The organism is Variovorax sp. RA8, assembly GCF_901827175.1.
In the GTDB taxonomy this organism is placed as follows: Bacteria; Pseudomonadota; Gammaproteobacteria; order Burkholderiales; family Burkholderiaceae_C; genus Variovorax.
Map to the genome: position 1 here is coordinate 874,723 of NZ_LR594662.1, position 23,189 is coordinate 897,911.

The 23,189-nt window shown below is 69.2% G+C and carries 21 protein-coding genes and 1 pseudogene; 12 read left to right on the forward strand and 10 right to left on the reverse strand.

The window, feature by feature from the left end:
- Window positions 1-17: 17 nt before the first annotated feature.
- The 3 genes from E5P3_RS04225 (at window position 18) to E5P3_RS04235 (ending at window position 4,028) form a co-directional block, all read left to right on the forward strand.
- Complete coding sequence (locus E5P3_RS04225; RefSeq protein ID WP_162584822.1) at window positions 18-1,301, forward strand: phospholipase D-like domain-containing protein; 1,284 nt, start codon at window positions 18-20, stop codon at window positions 1,299-1,301.
- A 74-nt stretch (window positions 1,302-1,375) separates the two neighbouring features.
- The gene (locus E5P3_RS04230; protein ID WP_162584823.1) at window positions 1,376-2,893 is read left to right on the forward strand and encodes an AMP nucleosidase; all 1,518 of its coding nucleotides are present in this window, start codon (window positions 1,376-1,378) and stop codon (window positions 2,891-2,893) included.
- A 142-nt stretch (window positions 2,894-3,035) separates the two neighbouring features.
- A complete protein-coding gene (locus tag E5P3_RS04235) occupies window positions 3,036-4,028 on the forward strand; it encodes a Bug family tripartite tricarboxylate transporter substrate binding protein (protein WP_162584824.1) in 993 nt (330 codons plus the stop codon).
- Window positions 4,029-4,062: 34 nt separating this feature from the next.
- Here E5P3_RS04235 and E5P3_RS04240 read toward each other — a convergent pair whose 3' ends face one another.
- Entirely contained in the window at window positions 4,063-4,755 is a 693-nt protein-coding gene (locus E5P3_RS04240) for an ArsR/SmtB family transcription factor (protein ID WP_162584825.1), read from the reverse strand.
- A gap of 6 nt (window positions 4,756-4,761) precedes the next feature.
- On the opposite strand from E5P3_RS04240, the gene E5P3_RS04245 reads away from it, so the two are divergent.
- On the forward strand, window positions 4,762-5,964 hold the full coding sequence (locus tag E5P3_RS04245; protein WP_332107366.1) for a cytochrome P450: 1,203 nt from the start codon (window positions 4,762-4,764) through the stop codon (window positions 5,962-5,964).
- Window positions 5,965-5,980: 16 nt separating this feature from the next.
- Here E5P3_RS04245 and E5P3_RS04250 read toward each other — a convergent pair whose 3' ends face one another.
- Both E5P3_RS04250 and E5P3_RS04255 read right to left on the reverse strand, forming a co-directional pair.
- Window positions 5,981-6,934 carry a pyridoxamine 5'-phosphate oxidase family protein gene (locus E5P3_RS04250; protein WP_162584826.1) on the reverse strand — a complete coding sequence of 318 codons (954 nt, stop codon included), beginning with the start codon at window positions 6,932-6,934 and terminating at the stop codon, window positions 5,981-5,983.
- Window positions 6,931-7,575 carry a glutathione S-transferase family protein gene (locus tag E5P3_RS04255; RefSeq protein WP_162584827.1) on the reverse strand — a complete coding sequence of 215 codons (645 nt, stop codon included), beginning with the start codon at window positions 7,573-7,575 and terminating at the stop codon, window positions 6,931-6,933. Before E5P3_RS04255 ends, E5P3_RS04250 begins: the two co-directional genes overlap by 4 nt.
- Window positions 7,576-7,681: 106 nt before the next feature.
- Here E5P3_RS04255 and E5P3_RS04260 point away from each other — a divergent pair, with 106 nt between their 5' ends.
- The 3 genes and pseudogenes from E5P3_RS04260 to E5P3_RS04270 all read left to right on the forward strand — a co-directional run bounded on the left by E5P3_RS04260 (window position 7,682) and on the right by E5P3_RS04270 (window position 10,713).
- Window positions 7,682-8,566: a LysR family transcriptional regulator gene (locus tag E5P3_RS04260; RefSeq protein WP_162584828.1), complete on the forward strand. Its 885-nt coding sequence runs from the start codon at window positions 7,682-7,684 to the stop codon at window positions 8,564-8,566.
- A 349-nt stretch (window positions 8,567-8,915) separates the two neighbouring features.
- Window positions 8,916-9,770, forward strand: a pseudogene (locus E5P3_RS04265) (ATP-binding cassette domain-containing protein); the annotation flags it as partial.
- A gap of 103 nt (window positions 9,771-9,873) precedes the next feature.
- Window positions 9,874-10,713 carry an ABC transporter permease gene (locus E5P3_RS04270; RefSeq protein WP_162584830.1) on the forward strand — a complete coding sequence of 280 codons (840 nt, stop codon included), beginning with the start codon at window positions 9,874-9,876 and terminating at the stop codon, window positions 10,711-10,713.
- 110 nt (window positions 10,714-10,823) lie between these two features.
- On the opposite strand, the gene E5P3_RS04275 is transcribed toward E5P3_RS04270, so the two are convergent.
- The gene (locus tag E5P3_RS04275; protein ID WP_232072979.1) at window positions 10,824-11,927 is read right to left on the reverse strand and encodes a DUF445 domain-containing protein; all 1,104 of its coding nucleotides are present in this window, start codon (window positions 11,925-11,927) and stop codon (window positions 10,824-10,826) included.
- 119 nt (window positions 11,928-12,046) lie between these two features.
- Window positions 12,047-13,258, reverse strand: a complete 1,212-nt coding sequence (gene argE, locus E5P3_RS04280) for an acetylornithine deacetylase (RefSeq protein ID WP_162584831.1) — start codon at window positions 13,256-13,258, stop codon at window positions 12,047-12,049.
- A 275-nt stretch (window positions 13,259-13,533) separates the two neighbouring features.
- Between argE and E5P3_RS04285 the strand changes: the two genes are divergently transcribed.
- The gene (locus E5P3_RS04285) at window positions 13,534-14,748 is read left to right on the forward strand and encodes a M20 aminoacylase family protein (RefSeq protein WP_162584832.1); all 1,215 of its coding nucleotides are present in this window, start codon (window positions 13,534-13,536) and stop codon (window positions 14,746-14,748) included.
- Window positions 14,745-15,869, forward strand: coding sequence for a M14 family metallopeptidase (locus E5P3_RS04290; RefSeq protein WP_162584833.1), 1,125 nt, complete (start codon window positions 14,745-14,747; stop codon window positions 15,867-15,869). The genes E5P3_RS04285 and E5P3_RS04290 overlap by 4 nt, the downstream gene beginning before the upstream one ends.
- A gap of 3 nt (window positions 15,870-15,872) precedes the next feature.
- On the opposite strand, the gene E5P3_RS04295 is transcribed toward E5P3_RS04290, so the two are convergent.
- Window positions 15,873-16,997, reverse strand: coding sequence for an ABC transporter substrate-binding protein (locus E5P3_RS04295; protein WP_162584834.1), 1,125 nt, complete (start codon window positions 16,995-16,997; stop codon window positions 15,873-15,875).
- Between the two features lie 71 nt (window positions 16,998-17,068).
- Between E5P3_RS04295 and E5P3_RS04300 the strand changes: the two genes are divergently transcribed.
- From E5P3_RS04300 to E5P3_RS04310, 3 genes are all read left to right on the forward strand, one after another.
- On the forward strand, window positions 17,069-19,099 hold the full coding sequence (locus E5P3_RS04300; protein ID WP_162584835.1) for a molybdopterin-containing oxidoreductase family protein: 2,031 nt from the start codon (window positions 17,069-17,071) through the stop codon (window positions 19,097-19,099).
- A 69-nt stretch (window positions 19,100-19,168) separates the two neighbouring features.
- A complete protein-coding gene (locus E5P3_RS04305) occupies window positions 19,169-20,311 on the forward strand; it encodes an aminopeptidase (protein WP_162584836.1) in 1,143 nt (380 codons plus the stop codon).
- A complete protein-coding gene (locus E5P3_RS04310; protein WP_162584837.1) occupies window positions 20,304-20,642 on the forward strand; it encodes a polyhydroxyalkanoic acid system family protein in 339 nt (112 codons plus the stop codon). The genes E5P3_RS04305 and E5P3_RS04310 overlap by 8 nt, the downstream gene beginning before the upstream one ends.
- Window positions 20,643-20,669: 27 nt before the next feature.
- Here E5P3_RS04310 and E5P3_RS04315 read toward each other — a convergent pair whose 3' ends face one another.
- The 4 genes from E5P3_RS04315 to E5P3_RS04330 form a co-directional block, all read right to left on the reverse strand.
- Window positions 20,670-20,927 carry an acyl-CoA-binding protein gene (locus E5P3_RS04315; RefSeq protein ID WP_162584838.1) on the reverse strand — a complete coding sequence of 86 codons (258 nt, stop codon included), beginning with the start codon at window positions 20,925-20,927 and terminating at the stop codon, window positions 20,670-20,672.
- Window positions 20,928-20,999: 72 nt separating this feature from the next.
- A complete protein-coding gene (locus E5P3_RS04320; protein WP_174263034.1) occupies window positions 21,000-21,830 on the reverse strand; it encodes a hypothetical protein in 831 nt (276 codons plus the stop codon).
- A gap of 7 nt (window positions 21,831-21,837) precedes the next feature.
- Complete coding sequence (locus E5P3_RS04325) at window positions 21,838-22,512, reverse strand: TetR/AcrR family transcriptional regulator (RefSeq protein ID WP_162584839.1); 675 nt, start codon at window positions 22,510-22,512, stop codon at window positions 21,838-21,840.
- 113 nt (window positions 22,513-22,625) lie between these two features.
- Window positions 22,626-23,120, reverse strand: coding sequence for a phasin family protein (locus E5P3_RS04330; protein ID WP_162584840.1), 495 nt, complete (start codon window positions 23,118-23,120; stop codon window positions 22,626-22,628).
- Window positions 23,121-23,189 lie beyond the last annotated feature (69 nt).

Consider the following 23,189-nt stretch of genomic DNA (forward strand, 5'->3'; position numbering starts at 1 on the left):
ACGCGGCTGCGGTCGGCATGGGCCCCGGTTTGCTCGATTGGCTGAGGTCCGGGTGGGCCCTGCTGGCGCTGGCAACGCTCGTCGTCGTGCTCGGGCTGGTCATCTGGTCCATCCGCAGGCATCGTGATCCCCGGCTGGTGGTCGAGTGCGATGCTTCCATCGCCGACCTCCTGCCGTCGCTTTCGGGCTTGACGCAGGGCACGGTCTACGAAGGCAACGCGGTCGAACTGCTGGAGAACGGCGCGTTCTTCGACGCGATGTTCGAGGAGATCGCCAAGGCCCGGGCTTCCGTCCACTTCGAGACCTTTCTCTGGAAGGAAGGCAAGCTGGGTGAGCGCCTGGCGAACGCGTTGATCGAACGCCGGCGTGCCGGCGTGAAGGTGCGCGTGCTGGTCGATGCCGACGGCGGCAAGGAGATGGGCCGCGATGCAGAGTGCCTGCGCTCCGGAGATTGCAATCTCCGCATGCATCACCCCCGGCACATACGCAACATCGGCGTCTTCAACGACCGTGATCATCGCAAGCTGCTGGTCGTGGACGGCCGCGTGGCGATGGTGGGCGGCCATTGCATCGTGGACAGCTGGCTCGGCAACGGCGAGAGCCGCGAGCACGTGCGCGACCTGGGCGTGCGTCTGCGCGGGCCGATCGTGCATGCCGTGCAGGGCGCCTTCAGCGAGAACTGGGTGGAGGACACCGGCGAGCTGTTCGTCGGTGACGAGGTGTTTCCGCCGCTCGCCCGTGTGGGCGAGGTTGCCATTCACGTGGCCAGTCTCAAGCCGGAAGGGTCCCCGCCGGCCGTGAAGATCCTGCACCACCTGGTGCCGTGCATCGCGCGCAAGCGGATCTGGATCCAGAACCCCTACTTCCTGCCGGACAGCGAGGCGATCGAGGCCTTGTGCGATGCGGCGAAGCGCGGCGTTGACGTCCGGGTGATGGTGCCGTCCGCCGAAGCCTCGGACATGCCCATGGTCCAGCATGCGGCGCATCGGAACTTCCACCTCCTGCTGGCGGGCGGCGTGCGGATCTTCGAGTATTCGAAGTGCCTGCTGCACCAGAAGGTGATGACCGTGGACACGGCGTGGTGTGCGATCGGATCGAGCAATTTCGACGACCGGTCCTTCGAGACCAACGACGAGATCACGCTCGGCCTGCGCGACGACGCCCTGGCCGCGCAGCTCGAGGCGATCTTCGAGCGCGACATGCATGACTGCAGCGAGCTGAACGGCGACGCATGGGCCCGGCGTGGACTGCGGCATCGGTGCAAGGACAACCTGCTGTATGTCTTCAACGAGCTGCTGTGAGGCGGAGACAGCGCGGGCGCCGAGCACTGCGGTGCACCCGGATCAGGCCCCGGCACTGGCGGCACAATCGTGCCATGCCCTACATGCCCACCTTCATCGCCCCGGCCCGCTTCGCCGATCCCGTCGCCGTGCTCGAGCAGGTGCGGCTGATCTATGACAGCGGCCTCGCGCACCTGCGAGAGGCGATGCAGCGCTTCGTCGCCGGCGAGAGCCTGCCGGGCCGGGTGCGCGCCTGCTATCCCTTCGTGCGGGTGCACACCCACACGGTCTCGCGCCGCACCCCGGCGGCCAACGCCTGGCTCAGCTATGGCTTCGTGGCCGGCCCGGGCCGCTACGAGACCACGCTGACGCGTCCCGACCTCTTCGAGCGCTACTACCGCGAGCAATTCCGCCTGCTGCTCGAGAACCATGAAGTCGAGCTCGAGGTCGGCACCAGCACCCAGCCGATCCCGATCCACTTCTCCTTCGCCGAGAACGAGCACATCGAGGGCACGATGAGCGAGGAGCGGCGCGTGCTGATGCGCGACGTCTTCGACCTGCCCGATCTGGCCGCGATGGACGACGGCATCGCCAACGGCACCTTCGAAGCCCGGCCGGGCGAGGCGCAGCCGCTCGCGCTCTTCACTGCCGCGCGGGTGGACTACTCGCTGCACCGGCTGCGCCACTACACCGGCACCGCGCCCGAGTGGTTCCAGAACTTCGTGCTCTTCACCAACTACCAGTTCTACATCGACGAGTTCGTGCGCCTGGGGCGCGAGGCCATGGCCGACGAGAACAGCGAGTACATCGCCTTCATCGAACCCGGCAACGTCGTCACGCGCCGGCGCGGGCTGGCGGCGGGCTCGAGCGCCTTCTACGGCGCGTTGCTCGACGGCAGCCAGGGCACGCCGCCCGGGCGCCTGCCGCAGATGCCGGCCTACCACCTCGTGCGGGAGGACTGCAGCGGCATCAGCATGGTCAACATCGGCGTCGGCCCGGCCAATGCCAAGACCATCACCGACCACGTCGCGGTGCTGCGCCCGCATGCCTGGATGATGCTGGGCCATTGCGCCGGCCTGCGCCAGGGGCAGCAGTTGGGCGATTACGTGCTGGCCCACGCCTACGTGCGCGAGGACCATGTGCTCGACGAGGAACTGCCGCTGTGGGTGCCGATCCCCGCGCTGTCGGAAATCCAGCTCGCGCTGGAGAGCGCGGTGGCCGATGTCACCGGGATGCAGGGCACCCAGCTCAAGAAGATCATGCGCACCGGCACCGTGGCGAGCACCGACAACCGCAACTGGGAGCTCCTGCCCGGCAACCAGCCGCAGCGCCGCTTCAGCCAGAGCCGCGCGGTGGCGCTGGACATGGAAAGCGCCACCATTGCCGCCAACGGCTTCCGCTTTCGCGTCCCGTACGGCACCCTGCTGTGTGTCAGCGACAAGCCGCTGCACGGCGAGATCAAGCTGCCGGGCATGGCCAACCATTTCTACCGCGAGCGCGTCGAACAGCACCTGCGCATCGGCATGGCGGCGATCGACGTGTTGCGGCGCGAGGGCTCGAGCCGCCTGCACAGCCGCAAGCTGCGCAGCTTTGCGGAGGTGGCATTCCAATAGCCTCCGTACGCCGCCCCGATTCCGAGATTTTGTTGGCAGGCGGCGGCTGTTTCTTCACGACAGCAGCCGTGGCGATTTCGCAAGCCGTCGGTACGATTCCTTCCGTTGCAACAAATTGACACACTTGTCAGGGAGGACTCGAATGGTGGATTCAACTCGACGCATCTTCACTTCGTGGCTCGCAGCCACGGCAGCCGGCATCGCACCGGCATCGGTGCTGGCCCAGGCCTCGAAGCCCGCGGCCGCCGCAGTTGCGATACCGCGGCTGCGCATCATCATTCCCGCCAACGAGGGCGGCGGCTGGGACCAGACGGGCCGCGCGCTCGGCGCGGCGATGATGGCCGCCGGCGCGGTGGCGCAGGTCGAGTACGAGAACATCGGCGGCAAGGGCGGCACCATCGGGCTGGCGCGCTATGTCGAGAAGTACGACGCCGACCCCGATGCCGTGCTGATGAGCGGCATGGTGATGGTCGGCGCCATCGCGCTGCAGAAGCCCGCGGTGGACATGAGCCGCATCGCGCCGCTGGCGCGGCTGACCAGCGACTACGAGGTGGTGGTGGTGAAGGGTGACTCGCCGATCGTGACCGCCAAGGACCTGATCGCGAAGATGCGCGCCGATCCGGCCAATACCGCGATCGCGGGCGGCTCCGCCGGCGGCGTCGATCACATGTTCGCGGGCATCCTGTCGCGCGCGGCCGGCAACACCTCCGCGCTGGTCTACCTGCCCTTCCCGGGCGGCGCGCAGGTGGTGTCGGCGGTGGAGTCGGGCAAGGCCATCGCCGGCATCTCCGGCTACAGCGAATTCAGCGAGCACATCGCCAGCGGCAAGCTGCGTGCGATCGGCGTGTCATCGCGAAGTGCGTTCATGGGCGTGCCCTCCGTGCGGCAGCAGGGCGTCGACGCCGACCTGGCCAACTGGCGCGGGGTGTTCACCGGCAAGGCGGTGCCGACATCGCGTCAGGCCGTGCTGCTCGACGCCGTGAGGCGCGCGGTCGCCACCGACGTCTGGCAGAAAGCCCTCAAGCGCAGCAACTGGGACAGCTACTGGATGGAAGGCTCGGACTTCCAGGGCTTCCTCGATCTCGACCAGTCGATGGCCGGCGTGCTGACCTATATCCTGAAGCTGAAAAGCTGAACCATGTGGACGGCTCGATCAATTCCCTGGATCTCTAGTCGAGCCCGAACAGCTCAGGCATCTCGCGCTGCGCCTTGGGCGTGAGCGCGAGCGCGCGACCGTCGAGCGCCTGCCGCACCCAGCCGCGGCGCAGCGACAGCTGCAGGCAGGCGGCGCCCAGCGCGCCACCGAGATGCGGCCGCCGCTCGCTCCAGTCGAGACAGGCGCAAGCGAAGCGTCGGCGCGAACGGCGCGCGCCGTCGATGTCGATGCCCAGGCTCTCCAGCGCCACCGCGCCCTCGGCCGTGAGCTCGTAGTCATCGCCTTCGGCTGTGGCCCGCAGCCAGCCCTGGGCATGCAGCCGGTCGTGCAGCGCGACGCCGGCCGTGCCGGCCATGTGGTCGTAGCAGGTGCGCGCGGCGCGCAGCCGGCTCGGCGTGCCGGGCTGGAACTTGCTGCGCGGCGCACCGGCCACCACCAGCAGTCCCTCGAGCACCGCGGCCACCTCGCTGCCGGCAAGACGGAAGTAGCGGTGCTTGCCCTGCGCGACCGATTCGACCAGCCGCTGCTCCTTCAGTCGCGCCAGGTGTGCGCTCGCGGTCGAGGCCGCGACCTCGCCGACCGCCGCCAGCTCGGTGGCCGTGCGGGCGTGGCCGTCCAGCAGGCAGCAGAGCATGCGCGCTCGGGCCGGCTCGGCGATCGCGCCGGCCAGGCGCGCCAGGTGCGTGTCGGCATTCGATGCATCCATACTTCGATGCTAAGCGAAGTGTGGATGTGCGAGAAGGCCGACACTGCGCATATGCAGCAACCGCACATCGACCCGCCCGCCGGCGCCATCGCCGCCGTCACCCACCCCGACCCCTATCCCTGGTACGCGCGCTTGCGGGAAGGCCCGGCGCTCGCGCGCGACGAGCGCCTGGGCCTCTGGGTCGCGAGCCGGGCCGAGGTGCTGCGGGAGGGCTTCGCCAACCCCGCGCTGCGGGTGCGCCCGCCGGGCGAGCCGGTGCCGCGCGCCATCGCGGGCGCGCCGGCCGGCGAACTCTTCGGCCAACTGGTGCGCATGAACGACGGCGCAACGCATGCCGCCCACAAGCCGGTGCTGCAGAAAGCGCTGTGCAGCCTCGATCTCGGCGGCGTGCGCGCGGCCATGCCGCGCATCGCGGCGCAGGTCCCGGCATCCACCGTGGCCGAGGCCTGCTTCGCCTGGCCGGTCGCGGGCGTGGCCCATCTGCTGGGCTTCGCGTACGAAGAACTGCCCGTTCTCGCGGATTGGACGCGCGATTTCGTCGCCTGCCTCTCGCCGCTGTCCACCGAGGCCCAATTGGGCACCGCCAGCGAGGCGGCGGCCGCTCTGATGGCGCGCTTCGAAGCCCTGGTGACGAAACGGCCGGCGCACGAGGGCAGCCTGCTGGCGGCGGTGCGCGCGCAGGGGCCCGGCGATGTATCGCGCGCGCTGCTGGCCAACCTCGTCGGCCTGTTGTCGCAAACCTGCGAGGCCACGGCCGGGCTGGCGGGCAACAGCCTGGTGGCACTGGCGCGCGAGCCGGGCCTCGGCGATGCGATCGCCGTGCGTCCGGAATGGCTCCCGGCGCTGGTGGAGGAGACGGCGCGCCACGACCCCTCGGTCCAGAACACCCGCCGCTTCGTCGCCGAGCCGACCACGGTGGCAGGGACGCGGCTCGAAGCGGGCGACGCGGTGCTGCTGGTGATGGGCGCGGCGAACCGCGATCCGCTGCTGAACGCGCAGCCCGAACGCTTCTTGCTCGAGCGCGATGGTCGCCGCATGCTGGGCTTCGGCCGCGGCCCGCATGGCTGCCCCGGCCAGGCGCTGGCTTGCGCGCTGGCGGCGGCCGGCGTCGAGGCGCTATTGGCGCGCGGACTCGATCTTGCCGCGCTGCGCGAGCGCGGCTGGCACTACCGGCCCTCGGCCAACGCGCGCATCCCCGTCTTTCATTGAGGCGGAGCGCATCCCGTCAGGGCTCCTGCGGCCAGCGGCCCGTCGCCTCCAGAAAGGGCGAGAGGTGCGCAGACCCGAAACGCAACGGCAGCGCTGCCCGGGCGTGCTGGGCAGCCAGCACTTCCATGCGCAGCAGCCGCTCGGCGCCCGCGAAGGCATCGACCTCCGGTCCGTCCCAGAGGATCTCGGCCCGCACCGACAGCTGCAGCAGGTCGCCGGTCTCGAAGTCGACGAAGAGCAGTCCAGCCACCGGATTCAGCGCAATGTTGCCGAGGGTGTTGAAGAAGGTGTTGCCGGTGAAGTCCGGCACGGTGAGCGTGCCTTCGCCTTCGACCCGCACGAAGCCCGGCCGTCCGCCGCGGTGCGAGACGTCGACGCCTTCGGCCGGCGAGCGCGCATCGCCGGCCGAGGGATGCGCCGTGGCGATGAAGAAGGTATCGGCCGCGCGCACCATGCGTCGGGCTTCCGCGTCCAGGCCATGCACACGCGGCCCGAAGCCCGCCGCCGACGCGCCGCCGACGAACACCGGCTCGCGCGCCTGGATGTACTTCGGGCAATTGCCGAAGCTCTGGCCCACCTCCACGGAGAAGCCCCGCGCATCGAGCGCATCGACCGCGCCGTTCATCCGGTTGCGCCGCCGCGTATGCGGCTCGATGCCGAGCAGCCCGACGGGCGCGCCGACCGTCAGCGCTGCCGCCAGCGGATCGTTGGTCTGCGGCAGCGCGTCGATGCGCAGATGCCGCGGGTCGGGCGAGTGCGCAAAGCCGGGCGGGGCCGCCAGCACGCTGGCCCAGGGCCGGCCTTCGCCGTCCAGGCTGCCCGCGATCAGGAAGGGCAGTTGGGCGAAGAAGCTGCGGTGCTGCTCCGGCATGTGGTCGCGCAGCACGCGAGGCCCGATCTCGGCCATGCGCTCGGCGATGCCGGCACGCGCTTGCAGCACGCGCTCGCCTTCATGCCAGGCGGCGGTCATGCAGCCAGCCCGATGCGAGATGCCGCCATCGGCACGAACCCCGGAAAGGCCTCGATGCGCTGCAGCCACTGGCGGACCTTCGGATAGTCCTGCAGCGACACATTGCCTTCGGGCGCGTGGGCCACGTAGCTGTAGTTGGCGATATCGGCCAGGGTCTCGCTTTCGCCGGCGAGGAAGGGACGATTGCCGAGCTCGCTTTCCATGACGCGCAGCAGGTTGTGCGATCGCGCGATCACATCGGAGGGGTCGGTGGCGAGGCCGAACAGCACGATCACGCGCGCCATCGACGGCCCCTGCGCCAGCGGGCCGGCGGCCACGGAAAGCCAGCGCTGCACGCGGGCCGCGCCGAGCGCATCGCGCGGCATCCACCGCGCCGGGTCGGGCGCGTAGCGCTCGTTGAGGTAGTGCAGGATCGCGTTGGAATCGGCGAGTGTCACGTCGCCATCCTCGATCACCGGCACCTGGCCGAAGGCATTGCGGCGCAGGAACTCGGGACGGCGCTGCTCGCCCGCGCGCAGATCGACCTCGACGGTCTCAAAGGGCAGATCCAGCAGCGACAGGAACAGGCGCACGCGATGGCTATGGCCGGAAATGGACGAGCTGTACACCTTGATCGGGCGAGCGGGACGGATGGCGGTCATCGGCTTATCCTGGTGGGTTGATGAAGCCGATTGTTCGTTGATCCGAAAGCCGGAGTAATGGGGCAGGCTGCATTTCACTGCTCCGATCTGCGGTCTAATCGCGCCCATGGACCGTCTCAAAGCCATGCAGACCTTCGTGCAGATCGCCGAGCAGGGCAGCCTGACCAAGGCTGCCGATGCGCTGGAGAGCTCGCTGCCCGCGGTGGTCCGGTCCCTGGCTGCTCTGGAGGCGCACCTGGGCGTGCGCCTGTTCCACCGCACCACACGCCGCATCTCGCTGACCGAGGAAGGCCGCCAGTACCTGCAGAGCGCGCGCGAGGTGCTGGCCGCGGCCGACGCCGCCGACCGGGCGCTGAGCCTGGAGGCGGCCGAGCCTGCCGGCCAGCTCACCGTCACCGCGCCGGTGCTCTTCGGCCACATGTACGTGGCGCCGGCCATCGTGCGTTTCCTGAAGCGCTACGACAAGATGCGCTGCAGCGTGCTGCTGCACGACCGCACGGTGAACCTGCTGGAAGAGGGCATCGATGTCGGCATCCGGATCAGCCCGCTGGAGGACTCCTCGCTCGTGGCCCAGCAGCTCGGCACCATCCGCCGGGTGGCGGTCGCGAGCCCGGACTACCTGCGCGCCCATGGCACGCCGCGGCATCCGCGCGAGCTGCTCGAGGCCAACTGCGTGCGCATCCAGCCGGGCGCGCCGGTGCACTTCCGCGAGAACGGTCGCAACTTCGCGGTCGCGGCCCGCGGCAACCTGGAGTTCAACCACATCGCGCCCGCGGTGGAGGCCTGCGCCGCGGGCATGGGCTTCGGCTTCTTCTTCTCCTACCAGGTGCTGCCGCTGGTGCGGGCGGGGCGGCTTCGCATCGTGCTCGAGGACTTCGAGCAGGCGCCGCGGCCGGTAAGCGTGATCTATCCGCATGCGCGGCTGCTGCCGGCGCGCACACGGGCCTTCATCGACTGGATGAAAAACGAGTTCGAGGGCCTGCATATCTAGCTCGCCCCCAGGTTGGCTCACTTCGTGTAGCCGCCCACCCCCTACCGGGGGCAACACCGGCGGCCCGGCAAAGCCGCGGTGGGGATGTTGCTCGCCCCCAGGTTGGCTCACTTCGTGTAGCCGCCCACCCCCTACCGGGGGCAACACCGGCCGCCCGGCAAAGCCGGTTCCGCGGTGTTCCCCGAATGTTTGCGCGTTTCATGGGTCGGCGAAGACGCGTAGCTTCATGGAGCCCGGTGAATTTGGCCCCTTGCGCCACAATGCCCCGGTGCCCAGCCCTTCCGCCCCTCTTTTCCAAGCGAACCACCTGCACAAGCGCTACGGCGCGACCACCGTGGTCGACGACCTCTCGTTCACCATCGCGCCCGGCGAATGCCTGGGTGTGATCGGCCCCAACGGCGCCGGCAAGACCACCACCATCCGCATGTGCCTGGGGCTGACCGCGCCCGACGGCGGCAGCATCGAGGCGCTGGGCGGGCTCTCGATGCCGCGCGACGCGCGCGCGATCAAGGCGCAGCTCGGCGTGGTGAGCCAGTTCGACACGCTGGACCCCGACTTCAGTTGCGCCGAGAACCTGATGGTCTATGCCCGCTACTTCGGGATGAGCCGGCGCCAGATCACGCCGCGCATACCGCAGCTGCTGGAGTTCGCGGCGCTGTCGCACAAGGCCGACGCCAAGCCGGGCGAGCTGTCGGGCGGCATGCGGCGCCGGCTGTCGCTGGCACGGTCGCTGGTCAACGACCCGAAGCTGCTGATGCTCGACGAGCCCACCACCGGCCTGGATCCGCAGGCGCGCCATCTCATGTGGGAGCGCCTGCAGCTGCTGTTGCAGCAGGGCAAGTCCATCCTGCTGACCACTCACTTCATGGACGAGGCCGAGCGGCTGTGCTCGCGGCTGATCGTGATCGACCACGGCCGCAAGATCGCGGAAGGCCGGCCACGCGACCTGATCGCCGAACATCTGGAGCCCGACGTGGTCGAGGTCTACGGCAACGGCGCGCTGGCGCTGGCGCAGTCGCCGCTCAAGGACTACGCCGCGCGGGTCGAGGTCAGCGGCGAGACGGTGTTCTTCTATACGCAGGATGCGCGTGGCCTGCTGAACGCGCTGGATGGTCACAAGGGCTTGCGCACCTTTCATCGGCCGGCCAACCTGGAGGACCTGTTCCTCAAATTGACGGGCCGGCAGATCCGCGAAGACGGTTGAAATTAAGCTCTCCCCCAGGTTGGCTCACTTCGTGTAGCCGCCCACCCCCTCACCGGGGGCAACACCAGCGGCCCGGCAAAGCCGGTTCCGCGGTGTTCCCCGCATGGAGAAATACGTGAGCGCCCTGATCAATGACGCGTTGCCGCCCCCACCCTCCGTGTGGCGCCCGCCCGAGCTCTCGATGCGCTGGTGGCCGGTGTTCCTGCGCAACCTGCTGGTGTGGCGCAAGCTTGCGATTCCCAGCCTGATCGGCAACATCGCCGAACCGCTGATCTGGCTGGTGGCCTTCGGCTATGGCATGGGTGCGCTGGTGGGGCAGGTGTCGGTGGATGGGGTCCAGGTGCCATACATCCTCTTCCTTGCGAGCGGCTCGATCTGCATGAGCTCGATGAATGCCGCTTCCTTCGAGGCGCTCTACTCGGCCTTCTCGCGCATGCACGTGCAGAAGACCTGGGACGGCATCATGAACGCGCCGGTGGGGCTGGACGACGTGGTGCTCGCGGAGATGCTGTGGGCCGGATTCAAGGCCATCTTCACCACCACTGCGATCCTCTTCGTGATGCTGGGGCTGGGCATCAGCCACAGCCCCAAGCTGCTGGTCGCGTGGCTGGTGCTCGCGGGCGTCGGCGTGACGTTCTCATGCATTGCGCTGATCTTCAACGCGCTGGCGAAGGGGTATGACTTCTTCACCTACTACTTCACGCTGTTCATGACGCCGATGATGTTCCTGTCCGGCGTGTTCTTTCCGCTGGAGCAGCTGCCGGAGATGGTGCGCGGGGTGGCGAGCTGGCTGCCGCTTGCCAATGCGGTGGCGCTGGTGAGGCCGTTGTTCATGGATCAGTGGCCGAAGGATTGGTGGTGGCCTGCGGTCGTGCTGGTGGTCTATACGGTGGCGGCGTTCTGGGTGGCGTTGGCGTTGACGCGGAAGCGGTTTAGGGCTTGATGCCTTTTTGCTCCCTCTCGCTGAGGTGAGGGGAAGGCACTCGTTTGCTTGACTTCGTTCGAATCGCCAGCCCGCGCACCTTCACCTCTTCAAGGAGCAAGAGAGCGAGTTCAAGCCAGCGCCTGCGTGACCCAATGGATCAGCAGCCCCACCAAACCCCCCACCAACGTCCCATTGACCCGTATGAACTGCAGATCCCGCCCGATGTGCTTCTCCAGTTCCACGCTCATCTCCTCGGCATTCCATTGCCCCACCCGCTCCACGATATAGCGCCGGATGTCCTCCCGGTACCGCTCGATGGCGCGAGGCGCGGCATCCACGATCTGCTCATTGATCCAGCGCCGCATCGCCTCGTCGGCCTCCAGGCGCGCGCCCAGCGTCCCGGCCATTGCGACGATGCGCCGCCGGATCTCCGAGTCGCTCTTCGCGAGGTCCTCGTGCAGCCAGGCCAGCAGCTCGCTCCAGAGCCCGTGCAGGTATTCGCCGATGGCCGGGTGCGCCTGCAGCTCCGCACGGATGGCTTCGCCGCGGCGCTTGAACTCGGGGTCGGTCTTGAGCTTGTGGACGAACTCGTGCATGAATGCGTCGAAGCGCTGCCGCACCGGGTGCGCGGGATCGCCCGCCATCTCGGCGACGGTTCGCGCGGCTGCGGCCACCACCTTGCGCGTGGCCAGCCGGGCCGTGACCTGGTCGAGGCCGACGTAGCGCAGCGCCCGGATCTCGCGCGCGATGGCCTCGGTGATCTGCACCTGCACCTCCTCGCCCTCGACCGCTGCCGCGACCTGGGCCAGCAGGTCGTCCAGCAGGGCCTGGTGCCGCCCGTGGGCCGTCAATGCATCCAGGGCCTGGCCCGACAGCCGCGCGATGTCGACCTGGGCCAGGCCCGCGGCCGCCGCGCGGCCCAGGAATTCGCGCACGCGCGCGTCGTCGAAGGCCGCCAGGCCGTAGCGCGCCGCGCTCACCAGGTGGTCGCCGAGCGTCGCGGCATGCGCGGGTTGCGAGAGCCAATGGGCCAGCCGCGCGGCCGGGTCGAGCTGCTCCAGCTTGGCCAGCACCTGCTGCGTGCTCAGGAAGTTGTTGCAGATGAAGCCGGCCAGACGCGCGCCGATGCGGTCCTTGTTGGACGGGATGATCGCCGTGTGCGGGATGGGCAGCCCCAGTGGGTGGCGAAAGAGCGCGACCACCGCGAACCAGTCGGCGATCGCGCCCACCATCGCGGCTTCTGCGAAGGCCGCGACGTAGCCCCAGGCGGGATCGGGATGACGCGCCGCGAGCGCCGTCGCCGCCGCATAGAGCAGGGCGGCGGCGCCGAGCAGGGCGAGGGCGACGCGCTTCAGCGGATCTCCCGGGTCTGCGCGAGCCCCTGCAGGAACTGCTCGCAGCGCGCGAGTTGGGCCAGCGTCACGTACTCGTCGGGCTGGTGCGCCTGGGTGATGCTGCCGGGGCCGCACACCACCGTCGGAATGCCGGCCTGCTTGAAGAGGCCGGCCTCGGTGCCGAAGGCCACGAGCGTGGTGCCGGCTTCGCCCGCCAGGCGCTGCGCGAGGCGGGTGACGGGGTCCTCGGCCGTGGTCAGGAAGCTGGGGATCTCGCAGATGGTCTCGAAGCTGAAGCCCGCCTCGGGCGCAATCTTCTTCATGCCGGCCTCGAGGCGGTTGGCGTGCAGCCGCATTTCCTTCTGCATCTTCTGCGCGTCGGCAGTGGGCAGGTCGCGAAACTCGTAGCGGAACTCGGCGTCGCGCGGCACCACGTTGTCCGCGATGCCGCCGTGGAACTGGCCGACGCTGGCGGTGCTGTAGGGCACGTCGAAGCCCGCGTAGCGAGGCTCGTCGCGCTCGAAGCCCTCGGCCATGTCGCGCAGCTTGCCGACCAGGCGCGCCGCCATCTCGATCGCGTTGACCGACCGCGGCGTCAGCGAGGAATGCGCTTCCTTGCCCCGCACGCAGCAGCGGTAGCGGTAGACGCCCTTGTGCGCGATGGCCGGCACCATCATCGTCGGCTCGCCGACGATGCAGGCCAGCGGGCGGATCCCCTGCTCCTTCATGTCGGCGATCAGCTCGCGCACGCCGAAGCAGCCCACCTCCTCGTCGTAGCTGAAGGCGAAGTGCACCGCGAAGGGCGAGTCGCTCTCGATGAAGCGCTGGGCATTGGCCAACGCGATCGCGATGAAGCTCTTCATGTCGGCCGAGCCGCGGCCGTAGAGCCGGGGCTCGACCTGCATCGCCTCGCCGTCGTGCTCGTCCTGGGGCCAGTCCTGGACCAGGGCCGAGAGCGGGTCCACGCTCCAGGCCTGCCCGTCCCAGGGCACGGTGTCGGTGTGGCCGGAGACGATCACGCCCGCCGGCTTGCCCGCGCCCAGCGTGGCGAACAGGTTGGCCTTGGTCCGGTCGGCGTTGTAGGTGAGGCGGCTGCGCACGCCCAGCCCGGCCAGGTGCTCCCGCGCGAACTCGATCAGCGCCAGGTTGCTGCGGGTGCTCACGGTGTTCATGCGCACCAGGGTCTGAGCGAAATCGAGGCTGCGGCTGGAGAGGAGGGGGGTCGGCATGCCGGCGATTGTCCCCGGAAGTCCCGCTTCGGCGCGCCGACATTCGGGAACACCGCGGAACCGGCTTTGCCGGGCCGCTGGTGTTGCCCCCGGTAGGGGGTGGGCGGCTACACGAAGTGAGCCAACCTGGGGGCGAGCAACATGCCCACCGCGGAACCGGCTTTGCCGGGCCGCTGGTGTGCCCCCGGTGAGGGGGTGGGCGGCTACACCAAGTGAGCCAACCTGGGGGCGAGCTTAATCTGGCACGTACTTTCGGCTGAGCCTAGACTCCTCTTATGAAACTCATCGACTCATTGGTCACCCAGGCGGCCGGCATTGCCACCGTCCGCCGCGACCTGCATGCCCATCCCGAACTCTGCTTCCAGGAGCAGCGCACCGCCGACGTGGTGGCGGCCAAGCTCACCGAATGGGGCATTCCCGTCCACCGCGGCCTGGCCACCACCGGCGTGATCGGCATCGTGAAGAACGGCAGCAGCCCGCGGGCCGTCGGGTTGCGCGCCGACATGGACGCGCTGCCGGTCACCGAGCTCAACACCTTCGCCCATGCCAGCAAGCACCCCGGCAAGATGCACGCCTGCGGCCATGACGGCCACACCGCGATGCTGCTGGCGGCAGCGCAGCACCTGGCGAAGCACCGCAACTTCGACGGCACGGTCTACCTGATCTTCCAGCCGGCCGAAGAGGGCGGCGGCGGAGCGCGCGAGATGGTCAAGGAAGGTCTCTTCGAGCAGTTCCCGATGGAGGCCGTGTTCGGCATGCACAACTGGCCCGGCATGAAGGCCGGCCAGTTCGCCGTCAGTCCCGGGCCGGCGATGGCCTCGAGCAACGAGTTCACCATCACCATCCGCGGCAAGGGCGGTCATGCAGCGCTGCCGCACACCGGCATCGATCCGGTGCCGATCGCCTGCGAGATGGTGCAGGCCTTCCAGACCATCATCACCCGCAACAAGAAGCCGACGGAGGCCGGGGTGATCTCCGTCACGATGATCCACGGCGGCGAAGCCAGCAACGTGATCCCCGACTGCTGCGAGCTCAAGGGAACGGTCCGCACCTTCACGCTGGAGGTGCTCGACCTGATCGAGGCGCGGATGAAGAAAATTGCCGAGCATGTGAGCGCGGCGCACGAGGCCGAGTGCGACTTCCATTTCCATCGCAACTACCCGCCCACCATCAACACCGCCGCCGAGGCGAACTTCGCGCGCCGCGTGATGGCCGGCATCGTCGGCGAGGAGAACGTGCTGGTGCAGGAGCCCGCGATGACGGCGGAGGACTTCGCCTTCATGCTGCAGGCCCGGCCCGGCGCCTATGCCTTCATCGGCAACGGCGACGGCAGCCACCGCGACCTGCACCACGGCGGCGGCCCCTGCATGCTGCACAACGCGAGCTACGACTTCAACGACGACCTGATCCCCCTGGGCGCGACCTGCTGGGTGCGGCTGGCCGAGGAGTTCCTCGGCGGCCCCGCGCTGCCCGGGGAGCGCGCTGCATGATCGGCGTCGGCGAAGCCTTTGCGCCCCGCTACGCGCTGGCTCGCCAGAAGTTCCTGCAGGGCTGCGCCGCGGCGGGACTGGCGGTGCGCTCCCATGTGCACCCGCTCCTGGGCCGCGATGGCGAGGAGCTGGCCATCGACGTGGCGCTCGACGGCGACGCGCAGGCCGAGAGCCTGCTGATCGTGAGCAGCGGCTGCCACGGCGTGGAGGGCCATTGCGGCAGCGGCGTGCAGGTGTTCGCGCTGCACGACGCCGAGTGGCGCGAGAAGGCGCGCGACCAGGGCGTGGCAGTGCTGTACGTGCACGCGCTGAACCCGTACGGCTTCTCGCACAGCCGGCGCGTCACGCACGAGAACGTGGACCTGAACCGCAATTTCCTCGACTTCTCGCAGCCGCTGCCGGTGAACGAGGCCTACGCCAGCCTGCATGCGCTGCTGCTGCCCGAGCAGTGGCCACCGTCGGCGGCCAACCAGGCGGAGATCGATGCCCTCATCGCGCGCGAGGGGCTGGGCTTCTACCAGGCCGCCGTGACGCGCGGGCAGTACCAGTTCCCCGACGGTCTGTTCTACGGCGGCAATGCGCCCACGTGGAGCAACAGGGCCGTGCGCGAGGTGCTGCGCACGCATGCGGGCCGGGCGCGTCGCGTCGGCTGGATCGACCTGCACACCGGCCTGGGGTCCAACGGCATCGGCGAGCGCATCTTCGCCGGCCGGGACGACAAGGTCGCGTATGCAAGGGCGAATGCGTGGTGGGGCACGGCAGCGGCGCCGGTCACCTCGATGTATGACGGCTCCTCGACCTCCGCCTACCTGACCGGGCTGATGTGCTACGCCCTGGACGACGAATGCCCCCAGGCCGAGCACACCTCGATCGCACTGGAATACGGCACCGAGCCGATGCTTGAAGTGACCGCGGCGCTGCGCGGGGACCATTGGCTGCATCGCCACCCCCGGGCACCGGCCGAGCTGGCCGAGGCCATCCGCACCCGCATGCTCGCCGCCTTCTACAGCGACACCGACGCCTGGCGCGGGCAGGTGATCAGCCAGGCGCGGCAAGCGATGTTCCAGGCGGTGGATGGCCTGGCGGGGGTTGCTCCCTCTCCCGCAGAGAGAGGGAGTTGAACCTCAAGTCCGGATGCGACCGTCGCCCGTGATCATCGACAGCTCCACGAACTTCGACGCGACGTGGTTGCGCGGCGAGAAGGAGACCTCGAAGCCGCCGAACTGCTGCCGGTCGATGCTCTCCAGCCCCGCGATCAGGCCCTCGCGCGTGAGCTTGCCGGGAGCGCGGCGCAGGCCCTCGGCCAGCACCTTGGCGGCCAGGTAGCCTTCCATGCTCGAGAAGTTGGACTGCACCGTGCCGCTGCTCTTCTTCACCGCCTCGTTGAACTCGCGCGTGATGCCGTTCGCCGCGTAATAGGGAGAGGGCACGACCTGCGTGACGACCACCCCGGCGCCGTCCTTGCCCAGTTCGTCGGCCAGGGCCTGCGTGCCGACGAAGGACACGTTGTAGAAGGTGCCGCCATAGCCCGCCTTGCGCGCCTCGCGGATGAAGGCGGCGCAGGACTTGTAGGCGCTGACCTGGACCACGGCGTCCGGCTTGGCCGCCACGATGGTCTTCACCGCCGCCGCGACGTCGACCGTGTTGCGCTCCACCGTGGCCAGGGCCGCCGGCTTCAGGTCGAGCTGCGAGAGCGCGAGCGTCACGCCGTCCAGGCCGGCCTTGCCGTAGGCATCGTTCTGGTAGAAGACCGCGATCTTCTTCAGGCCCAGGTGGGTGAGCTGCTTGACGATCAGCGCCGTCTCGTCGTTGTACGAGGCGCGCAGGTGGAACACGTTGCGGTGGAAGGGCTCGCGCAGCGCCATCGCGCCGGTGAAGGGCGCGATGAAGGGCACCCTGGCATTCACCGCCAGCGGCAAGGCGGCCAGGCTGGTGGGCGTGCCGATGTAGCCGAAGAGTGCGAATGCCTCCTCGTCGATCAGCTTCTTCGTGTTGGCGGCGCAGCGCTCGGGTTCGTAGCCGTCGTCCAGGAACTTGATCTGCACGTCGCGGTGGCCGGGCTGCGCGTTGTACTGGTCGAGGTACAGCTTGGCGCCCTGGTGGAACTGGATGCCCAACTGCGCCGCCGGCCCGCTGAAGGGCGCCGACTGGCCCAGCATGACGGGCGCTTCGCTCTGGGCCCTCGCAATGCCGAAGCCGCCGAGTGCCGCAGCACCCGCCGCGATTGAAAAGTGCCTGCGATGGATCATCGTGAAAACTCCAGAGCGCCGCCGCGGCGCAGAACTTAGACTCGACCGGTCCACTCATCGCCCGGCCACCCATGAATTCCCCGACCCAGGTGCTCGGCGCCTGTCCCCACGACTGCCCCGACACCTGCTCCCTCGTGACCACCGTGCAGGACGGCCGGGCCGTCAGGCTGCAGGGGAACCCGGCGCATCCGCACACGGCCGGCGTGCTTTGCACCAAGGTCTCGCGCTACATCGAACGAAACGACCATCCCGAACGGCTGCTGCAGCCCTTGAAGCGGGTCGGGCCCAAGGGCGGCGGCCGGTTCGAACCCGTGAGCTGGGACGCGGCCCTCTCCGACATCGCCGAACGCCTGAATCTGCTATGGCGTAACAATTCGTCAGAATCGATTCTGCCCTACAGCTATGCGGGAACGATGGGTCTTGTGCAGGGCGAGTCGATGGATCGTCGTTTTTTCCACAAGTTAGGTGCGTCGCTGCTGGACCGCACCATCTGCTCGACCGCCGGGGGTGAGGCTTTAAGTTTTACTCTGGGTGGCAAGGTCGGCATGCGCGTCCAGTTCTTCGCCGAGGCGAAGCTGATCCTGATCTGGGGCAGCAACTCGATCGCCAGCAATCTGCATTTCTGGCGCCATGCGCAGGCCGCCAAGCGCGCGGGTGCCAGGCTGGTGTGCATCGACCCGCGCCGGACCGAGACCGCCGACAAGTGCGACGAGCACATCGCGCTCCTGCCGGGCACCGATGCGGCGCTGGCCTTCGCGCTGATGCACGAGCTGATCGTCAACGACTGGCTGGACCACGACTACATAGAGCGTCACACCCTCGGCTGGGAGCAACTGCGCGAGCGCGCCCTGCAATGGTCGCCGGCCCGCGCCGCAGCGGTCTGCGGCGTGCCCGAGGCACAGATCGTCGCGCTGGCCCGCGCCTACGGCACCACGAGGCCGGCGGCGATCCGGCTCAACTACGGCATGCAGCGGGTGCGCGGGGGCGGCAATGCGGCGCGCGCCATCGCCTGCCTCCCTGCGCTGGTCGGCGCCTGGCGCGAGCGCGCGGGCGGGCTGCTGCTGAGCAGCTCGGGCCAGTTCCCGGTGGACCGCGCCGCGCTGCAGCGGCCCGACCTGCTGGCGGGGCGGCGGCCGCGCACCATCAACATGAGCGCGATCGGCGATGCGCTGCTCGACACCGCAAACCCGATCCGGGCGCTGGTGGTCTACAACAGCAACCCGGTGGCGGTTGCGCCGGATTCGGCCAGGGTGGTGGCTGGCTTCGCGCGCGAGGACCTGTTCACCGTGGTGCTCGAGCAGTTCCAGACCGACACCGCCGACTACGCCGACTACCTGCTGCCGGCCACCACCCAGCTCGAACACTGGGACATCCACACCAGCTACGGCCACACCGATGTGCTGCTCAACCGGCCCGCGCTGGCGCCGCGCGGTGAGGCGCGCAGCAACGCCTGGGTGTTCCGCGAGCTGGCGCGCCGCATGGGCTTCGACGAGCCCTGCTTCTCCGACGACGACGAGACGCTGTGCCGCACCGCCTTCGCGCCCGGCGCGATCGACGTCGAGGAACTGCAGGCCCAGGGCTTCACCAGCCTGAAGCTGCCGGAGGCGCCGTTTGCCGAAGGGGGCTTTCCCACGCCCTCGGGCCGCTGCGAATTCTTCAGCGCGAGCCTCGCGGCCCAGGGCCAGGACGGCCTGCCCGACCACGTCCCCAACTACGAGCCGGCCGGCAGCTCGACGGAGTTTCCGCTCGCGATGATCTCGCCGCCGGCGCGCAACTTCCTCAACTCGAGCTTCGTGAACGTGAAGAGCCTGCGCGCGATCGAGGGCGAACCGCTGCTCGAGATCCACCAGGACGATGCTGCCGCGCGCGGGATCGTCGACGGCGCGATGGTGCGCGTGTTCAACCGCCGCGGCGAGCATCGCTGCCGCGCGGAGGTCTCGCGCCGCGCGCGGCCCGGCGTGGTGCACGGGCTGGGGATCTGGTGGCGCAAGCTCGGTGCGGACGGCACGAACGTCAACCAGCTCACCAGCCAGCGGCTGACCGACATCGGTCGCGGGCCCACCTTCTATGACTGCCTGGTCGAGGTCATGCCCGATGCCTGAGGTGCCGGCATGAGCCCCCGCCCGGCCGCTCCGAAGCGGGCTCGTGCCGGAGCCGAAGGCGGTTGCCTGATGAGCAAGGGGCGCGCGGCCTTTGCTGCCGTGGCCGTGCTGGCCCTGGCCGGCTGCGCCGACCTGGGCTACTACTGGCAGTCGGCCAGCGGCCATCTGGCGCTCATGCGCGCGGCGCGGCCGGTGCCGGAGTGGCTGCAGGACCCGGCCACCACCGACGCGCTCAAGGCCAAGCTGCAACTGGCGGAGCGCATCCGTCGCTTCGCAGTCGCCGAGCTCGGCCTGCCGGACAACCCCAGCTACAAGGCCTACGCCGACCTGCACCGGCCGGCCGCGATCTGGAACGTGGTGGCGTCGCCCGCGCATTCGCTCACCCTCAAGACCTGGTGCTTCCCGGTCGCGGGCTGCGTCGGCTATCGGGGCTACTACGACGAGGCGGCAGCCCGCGCGGAGGCCGCCACGCTGGTCGCCCAGGGGCTGGAAGCGGCCGCCTACCCGGTGCCGGCCTACTCCACGCTGGGCTGGATGAACTGGGCCGGCGGCGATCCGCTGCTGTCCACCTTCATCGGCTACCCGGAAGGCGAACTGGCCCGCATCGTGTTCCATGAGCTGGCGCACCAGGTGCTCTATGTGCCCGGCGACACGATGTTCAACGAGTCCTTCGCGACCGCGGTGGAGCGCATCGGCGGCGCCCGCTGGCTGCAGACCCAGGCCGGCGATGCGGCGCGCGTCGAGTACGCGCAGTTCGACCGCCGGCGCCAGCAGTTCCGCGCCCTCACCGCCGACACGCGCCGGGTGCTCGCGGACATCTACGCCTCGAAGGCGGCACAGGCCGGCGACTGGGCGACGGTCGATGCGCAGAAGAAGGCCGTGATGGAAGACTTCCGCCAGCGCTACGCCGCCCTGCGGGCCGGCTGGAGCGGCCCACGGCAGGGCGCCTACGACGGCTGGGTGGCGCGGGCCAACAACGCCCTGTTCGGCGCGCAGGCCGCGTACGACGAACTGGTGCCCGGCTTCGAGGCGCTGTTCGAGCGAGAAGGCCGGGATTGGCCGCGCTTCTATGCGGCAGTCAAGCGCCTGTCCGCGCTGCCCAAGGACGAGAGAATGCTGGCGCTGCGGACCGGGGACGCCACGGCGCCCGCGGCCCGCAGGCCGACCGAAGAACCCGGCCAGCACGGCCGACAGGGAGGGCCCGGTGCCTGATATCCACATCGAACGCAGCCATCAACTCGGCATCGAGGCCGCGCGCGCGATCGCGCGCAAATGGGTCAGCCAGGTCGAGCAGGACTATGGCCTGGCCTGCAGCTACGAGGAAGGCCAGGCCCGTGACGTCGGCCGCTTCAGCCGCGCAGGCATCGACGGCAGTGTCGAGGTCAGCGGCGGCAGCTTCACGCTGCGGGCGACCCTGTCCGGCCTGTTCGCCGGCTTCAGCGGGCAGATCGAAGAGCGCTTGCGGCGGAAGCTGGACGACCTGCTGGGCCGGCCCGACGATGACGATGACGACGACGCCTACAACGACAAGGACTGGCGTTGAACGCCGCGCCGGCGCGGCCGTAGGCGTTCAGCCGCGCAGCGACTCGATCAGGTCGATGTACTTCTGCTTGGCCTCGTCCGCGCTCAAGCCCTTCCGGGCGGTCCAGGCGTCCCACTTGGCGCGCGCGACGATGTCGCTGAAGCTCGGCTTCTTCTCGGTGTTGTCGCCCAGTGTCGCCTGCTTGAAAAGGCCATAGATCTTGAGCAGCGTCGGGTTGTCCGGGCGCTCGGCGAGCAGTTTGGAGTTGGCCTGGGCGGCTTCGAACAGGGCGTTCAGGTCGGACATGATGGGGATGGTGTGGCTGGGGCTCGCATCTTAAGTGACGATTTCGTTGATAAAGCGGGCGAATCAGTCGGATCAGTCGGACAGCCCGGCGCGCGCCAGCTCCACGTCGAGCCGCTCGCGCGCATCGGCCGGTTCCGTGGCGGCGGCCCGCTCGTAGAGGCTGGTGGCCTCGGCCAGGCGCGCATCGCCTTCCAGCATCAGCATTCCGCGGGCGTATTCCATCATCGCGCCGGGCGAGCGCGGATGGAGTTCCAGGCCGCGCTCGAAGAGCTCGATCGCGGTCTCGGCGCGCACGCCGTAGGTCATGCGGCCGACCAGCGCGCCGACCTTGTCGATGACCTCGGCGTGGAAGGCCGCGAGCGCCACATGGGCTGCGGCATGCCGCGGCTCGAGCGCGATCACGCGTTCGAGCGCGCCCTTGACCTTGGTGCCCAGGCCCTGCGCCAGCGCCCGTGCCACGCTGATGCCCTGGCTGTAGCGGCCAAGGGCATAGGCTTGCCAGTAGAGCGCGTGGCAGTTGTCCGGCTCCTCCGCCGCCTGGCTGGCAGCGCGCTCGGCCACCTGCTTGAACAGGGCCTGGCGCATCGCCTCGCGCGGCTCGAGGTAGTTGGCATAGATGGCCGTGGCCTGGTTGGCCAGCATCAGCCCCTCGGCGCCGTGCCGCAGTCCCAGCTTGGCCGCGCGTTCGAAGTCACCGCTGTGGTAGAGCGCCCAGCCCTCGGCCAGTGGACCGGGTGCCGGCGGCGGCAGCCCGTGCCCGCCGTGCAACCTGCCCCATTCCTGCAGCACTTCGGCGGCGTCGAAGCGCGGCGCGTCACGGTAGGGCATCGGGACCCATGGCTCCGAAGCGGGCACCGTGCCGGTAGCCAGCAGCGAGAGAGGTTGGAGATCGGGATGGGCCATGCGATGCTCAGACGGTTGTCGGCTGATCTTCGCCCGCGTAGGCGTTGCTCAGCGTAAGCAAATGCTGTCGCTGCTCGGCCGCGAGGTAGGGCGCGAGCAGATGGAGCGTGTGGTGCGCGCCGCGCAGCAGGGCGCTCTGGGCATGGCCCGGCTCCAGCGCCTCCCGCGGGTTGCGCACGTACTCGTAGCTCAGCCAGTAGGTCAGCACCACCACCATGCTCTGGGCCAGCGGATCGACCTCGGGCGCGTCGATGTCCAGGTGGCCGGACCGGCTCATGCCGGCGAGCAGGGTCCGGATCGCGCGTGCCTTGTTCTGGAGCACCAGCTGGAACTGGGTCTCCAGGTGCCGGTTCTTGGAGAGCAGGTCGTTGAGGTCGCGGTACAGGAAGCGGTAGCGCCAGATCAGTTCGAACAGGCTGTGCATGAAGAACCAGGCATCCTCCACGTCGCGCACGCCTTCGCTCGCGTGGAGCAGTTCGTTGAGCTCGGTTTCGTAGTTCTCGTAGAGCCGGTTGATCAGCTCATCCTTGGCGGGGTAGTGGTAGTAGAGGTTGCCGGGACTGATGTTGAGCTCACCCGCCACCAGCGTGGTCGAGACGTTCGGCTCCCCGAACCGGTTGAACAGGTCCAATGCGGCTTCGAGGATGCGTTGTGCAGTGCGGCGTGGCGCCTTCTTGGCCATGAACTCGTAGCCCCCGGTTGTCTCCTGAGGCCACTCTAGCGCAAGTCCCGGGCCGCGGGGCGATTGCTGCACTGCGGTGCGCGTCGCGGGCGGCCGATCAGGGCCGCCGTGGATCAGGCGTCGCTGCCCGGCTTGCGCCGCCGAGAAGGCTTGGCCGCGGCTTCGGCCGGATGGCGCGCTGCCGTCTTGCGTGGCGTCCGTGCGGGCCGGTCGGTCGAGTCCTTGCGCCTGAGCTGGGCTTCGAGCGCCTCGACCCGCGCCTGCAGTGCCGCCACCTCCTGCGCCGAGGGCATGCCGAGCTTCTCGAGCGCGCGCGCCACGCGGTCCTCGAAGATGGATTCGAGCTTGCCCCATCCACCCGCGGCCTTGGTGCCGAACTCGCTGGCGAACCCGGCCATGCGGGCCTGGGCCTGGGCCAGCGTTTCCTCGGCGGCGTGCTGGGTCTTCTTCTGCACGCCGAGGCCGTCCTTCACCAGCGCCTCGAAGGCCTTGCTGCCCTCCTGCTGCATCTTGGCAAAGGCGCCGAGGCCCGCGAGCCAGATCTGCTGGGCGGAGTCCTTGATGCGGTCGGTCTTGTCGTCGGGTTTGTCGTCGTCCGTGCTGGCCATGGTCCGTTCCTGAGAGTGAATGGCGAAACTCTAGCTGCGCCTGCGGCCCTGCGTGTAGAGCCCGCGGCC